7 protein-coding genes are annotated in these 4,026 nt (G+C 64.3%); 1 reads left to right on the top strand and 6 read right to left on the bottom strand.

What is annotated here, in order from left to right:
• From NG900_RS23680 to NG900_RS23705, 6 genes are all read right to left on the bottom strand, one after another.
• Positions 1–493 (bottom strand): radical SAM protein (locus NG900_RS23680; RefSeq protein ID WP_252684360.1); only part of this gene is annotated, 493 nt, incomplete at its 3' end.
• On the bottom strand, positions 465–737 hold the full coding sequence (gene pqqD, locus NG900_RS23685) for a pyrroloquinoline quinone biosynthesis peptide chaperone PqqD (protein WP_252684362.1): 273 nt from the start codon (positions 735–737) through the stop codon (positions 465–467). The genes NG900_RS23680 and pqqD, both read right to left, overlap by 29 nt.
• Positions 718–1,428 carry a pyrroloquinoline-quinone synthase PqqC gene (pqqC, locus tag NG900_RS23690; protein ID WP_252684364.1) on the bottom strand — a complete coding sequence of 237 codons (711 nt, stop codon included), beginning with the start codon at positions 1,426–1,428 and terminating at the stop codon, positions 718–720. Before pqqC ends, pqqD begins: the two co-directional genes overlap by 20 nt.
• On the bottom strand, positions 1,425–2,342 hold the full coding sequence (pqqB, locus tag NG900_RS23695) for a pyrroloquinoline quinone biosynthesis protein PqqB (RefSeq protein ID WP_252684366.1): 918 nt from the start codon (positions 2,340–2,342) through the stop codon (positions 1,425–1,427). Before pqqB ends, pqqC begins: the two co-directional genes overlap by 4 nt.
• A gap of 105 nt (positions 2,343–2,447) precedes the next feature.
• Positions 2,448–2,522 carry a pyrroloquinoline quinone precursor peptide PqqA gene (gene pqqA, locus NG900_RS23700; RefSeq protein WP_009277446.1) on the bottom strand — a complete coding sequence of 25 codons (75 nt, stop codon included), beginning with the start codon at positions 2,520–2,522 and terminating at the stop codon, positions 2,448–2,450.
• A gap of 36 nt (positions 2,523–2,558) precedes the next feature.
• The gene (locus NG900_RS23705; RefSeq protein ID WP_252684368.1) at positions 2,559–2,753 is read right to left on the bottom strand and encodes a hypothetical protein; all 195 of its coding nucleotides are present in this window, start codon (positions 2,751–2,753) and stop codon (positions 2,559–2,561) included.
• 317 nt (positions 2,754–3,070) lie between these two features.
• Here NG900_RS23705 and NG900_RS23710 point away from each other — a divergent pair.
• Positions 3,071–4,026 (top strand): thiamine pyrophosphate-dependent dehydrogenase E1 component subunit alpha (locus tag NG900_RS23710; RefSeq protein ID WP_252684370.1); only part of this gene is annotated, 956 nt, incomplete at its 3' end.

Raw genomic sequence — 4,026 nt, forward strand, 5'->3', positions numbered from 1 at the left:
AGCCGTGCGCCTTGATCAGATCTGCCACGCGGCGCTTGAGGTCGAAGGTGCGCGTGCTGGACAGGAAGTCGTTCAGCTCGCGCGTGGAATCCTGGAACGACAGCTGGATGTGGTCGAGCCCCGCCGCACGCAATGCGCCCAGCCGTTCATCGGTCAGGCCGACGCCCGACGTCACCAGATTCACGTAGAACCCCAGCTTGTGCGCGTGCGCGACCAGTGTTTCGAGGTCCTTGCGCAGCAGCGGCTCGCCACCCGACAGGCCAAGCTGCACCGCGCCCAGCGCGCGCGCCTGCGTGAACACATCGCACCACTGCGCCGTGGTCAGTTCCCGATCGTGCTGCGTGTAATCGACCGGGTTGGAGCAGAACGCGCAGTGCAGCGGGCAGCGATAGGTCAGCTCGGCCAGCAGCCACAGCGGCGGGCCGGGCATCGGCGCGGTGGCTGGCGCCAGCAGCGATTCGGCTTCAAACGAGCCAGCCGCGTTCGATTGCATGTTTGACAAAGGCGTGGACCTCCTGAGCGATGCCCTGCACGCCAAAGGCGGATTGCAGATCATCGATCATCATGTCGAGGGTATGGGCGCCGTCGCACCGCTGCAGGATCGCCGCGGCGCTGTCGCTGAGCGTGACCATGCCCTCGGGGTAGAGCAGCACCCAGCTCTGCTGCATGTCTTCCCACTGCAGCCGGAAGGTCCGGTGCAGCGTCGGGCGGCCGGGATCAGGCAGGGATGGCGTCATGGGTATGGGCCTGTTGAATGGCATCGAGCATCGACCAGAGGATGTCGAGCTTGAATTGCAGAATGTCCAGTGCGCGCTGTTGCTGCTCGGGCGTGCGGAAGGTGTCGAGCGTCACGCGCAGGCCGTGTTCCACATCGCGCGAGGCCAGTGGAATGCGCGAGCGGAAATACGCGAGCCCTTCGGGCTGCACCCACGGATAGTGCTCGGGCCAGCCGGCCAGCCGCTCCTTGTGGATGTCCGGCGCGAACATCTCCGTGAGCGACGAGCACACCGCCTCCTGCCACGGCGCGCGGCGCGCGAAGTTCACGTAGGCATCCACCGCAAAGCGCACGCCCGGCAGCAGATGCGCGTGGCTCCACAACGCATCGCGCGTGAGGCCCACGGCTTCGCCCAGACGCGTCCAGCTCTCGATGCCGCCCGGCTGCGTGTCGTCGCCATCGTGGTCATGAATGCGGACGATCCACTCCCGGCGCGTCGCGCGGTCGGGGCAGTTGGACAGGATGGCCGCATCCTTGAGCGGGATGTTGACCTGGTAGTAGAAACGGTTGGCGACCCAGGTGCGGATTTCTTCCGGGGTGCATTCGCCCGCGCGCATGCGCAGGTTGAACGGATGATGGATGTGGTAGCCCGCCTGCTTCGCACGCAGCCGGGCTTCGAACTCTTCCGCGCTCCAGGCAACTGGATGTGTCATAGCGATATTTCCATGCCGTCGTAGGCCACCTCGATGCCGTGCGCGTCCAGTTCCCGCCGTTGCGGGGAGTCTTCGTCGAGGATCGGGTTGGTGTTGTTGATATGGATGAGGATCTTGCGCGCCGCCGGCAGCCGGTCGAGCGTTTCGATCATGCCGCCCGGGCCGGACTGGGCAAGGTGCCCCATGTCGGCCGCAGTCTTGGTGGAGAAGCCGAGGGCGAGCATTTCGTCATCGCGCCAGCAGGTGCCGTCCACCAGCACCACGTCGGCTGCGCTCAACTCTTCGAACACGTGCGATTCGATGCGGGCAAGGCCCGGCGCATAGAAGGCCCGCTTGCCGCTGGTTCGATCGACGATGCGCAGGCCGATGTTGTCGCCCACGCGGTGCGCGTTGCGACTGGGCGAATAGGGCGGTGCCTTGCTCTCCAGCGGGATCGCCGTCAAGGCAATATCCGCGAGCGGCGGCACGGTGAACGCGCTGCCATCCAGCGCGAGCGTGTGTGTCTCCAGCCCGCAGTAATACGACAGCATGTGCGTGAGCGGAAACGCGGTGGACAGATCGCTGAGTACCGCCGCGCTGGCATAGAGGGGCAACGCCTGGCGATGCTCGCGCAGCATCAGCAGGCCGGTCACGTGATCGATCTGCGCGTCCATCAGCACCACGCCGACGATGCCCGTGTCGCGCGGCGTGCGTGCCGGCTGCAGGGCAGGGGAGGCACGCAGCTGCGCGAGGATGTCTGGCGAGGCATTCACCACGAGCCAGTTGTGCTGGCCATCGCCAAGCGCGATGGAGGATTGCGTGCGGGGGGTGGCGCGCACGGTGCCGCGCCGCACACCGACGCAATTGCGGCAGTTGCAGTTCCACTGAGGGAAGCCACCGCCGGCGGCCGAGCCGAGAACTCTGAGTATCGTCATGATGCAAGCCCAACGTGTCGGGCGAGTTGAGCAAGAAATCGGCCAGGGACGGGTGGAAAAAAACCCGCCGGAGGCGGCGGGCTGAAGGAGACAGAGGTATGCGATTCAGCGGTTGGCGATATACATGGTGATCTCAAATCCCAGTCGCAGTTCGGTATAAGCGGGCGTCGTCCAGTTCATGTTTCCTCCTTGGGGTTGGTATCGCGAGTGTGAAACTCATTTACGGCTGTTCGCCAGAAAATGCTGCGTGCAGTCGCGCAGCTGAAAAGCAACATCCATGCCCATTTCAAGTTGGCCTGAAATGTCGGCGTGCCTTGACTTGCGAACATTGGATGGCCGATTACCTGTATGGGCTGCAATGCCGGGGCTCGGTAGCGGCGAGCCGTGGTTAGCTTCTGTGGTGCCGCCCATCGTTCGGTGACTCGAGACTCGGTTCGACGAGGACGACATCCGTGGCACGAAGCTGAGGGCGCGTGACATATGACTCAGCCGCCTTGAGACAAACGTCTCATTGACCGAGACGTCTGTCTCGCTCCGTGGCCCGCTCCCGAGACACATCCATGCGCCCGCCAATCTCAGGTGGGCGAGCTGCACCTCCTTGTTCAAAAGGATTTGCGAGCATTTTCCATGCGTACCAGGTACTTCTATTTGCAGCTGGCATCCCTCTTGCAGTTCCCGTGCATCCGGCTCGCGCCGGCCATGACTACGAGAGCAAGAGGAGACTTTGCATGGACCCGACACCGCAACATCTTCTGTGGATGTACGAGAAGATGATCGAGATTCGCCAGTACGAAGAGGCCATGGCGAAGGTCTATCTGGAAGGCAAGCTGCCGCCGAAGATCCAGAAGGGCCTGGCCTTTGATATTGGCGCCGGCCCCGTGCCCGGCGAGATGCACCTGTCGGCCGGACAGGAACCGGTGGCGGTGGGCGTGTGTGCGCATCTGCGGCCGGAAGACACCGTGGTCGGCCCGCACCGTGCCCACCATTTCGCCATCTCCAAGGGCGTGCCGCTTGATGAGATGACTGCCGAGATCTTCGGCAAGGCAACAGGCCTTGGCCGCGGCAAGGGCGGGCATATGCACCTGTTCCATCCGGAGACCAAGTTCTCGTGCAGCGGCATCGTCGGTGCAAGCATGCCGCAGGCGTGCGGCGCGGCATTGGCGGCACGCAAGCTGAACAAGGATTGGGTGGCGATTGCCGTGTTTGGCGAGGGTGCGGCCAACCAGGGCGCATTTCATGAATCGCTGAACCTGGCAGCGCTGTGGCAGCTGCCCGTGGTCTTCATCTGCGAAGACAACAAGTACGGCATCTCGGTTGAGAAGGCCGATTCGACCTCCGTGCCTTCCAACGACGTGCGCGCTGCAGGCTACGGCATGCCCGGCGTGCTGGTCGATCGCAATGACGCTGTGGCGGTGTATCGCGCCGCCGGCGAGGCCGTGGCCCGTGCGCGCCGCGGCGAAGGCCCGACGCTCATCGAGGTCAAGACCGACCGCTACCTCGGCCACTTCCAGGGCGACCCGGAAACCTACCGCCCGAAGGACGAAGCGAAGCATCTGCGCGAGTCCGATCCCATCAATCTGCTTGGCAACAGCCTGCGTGCTTCGGGGCTGCTCGACGACAACGCGGACGCTGCGTTGCGAGCCGCGATCTCGGCGCGCATTGACGCGGCCTACGACTTCGGCCG

The sequence above is a fragment of the Ralstonia soli genome, assembly GCF_023955655.1.
In the GTDB taxonomy this organism is placed as follows: Bacteria; Pseudomonadota; Gammaproteobacteria; order Burkholderiales; family Burkholderiaceae; genus Ralstonia; species Ralstonia soli.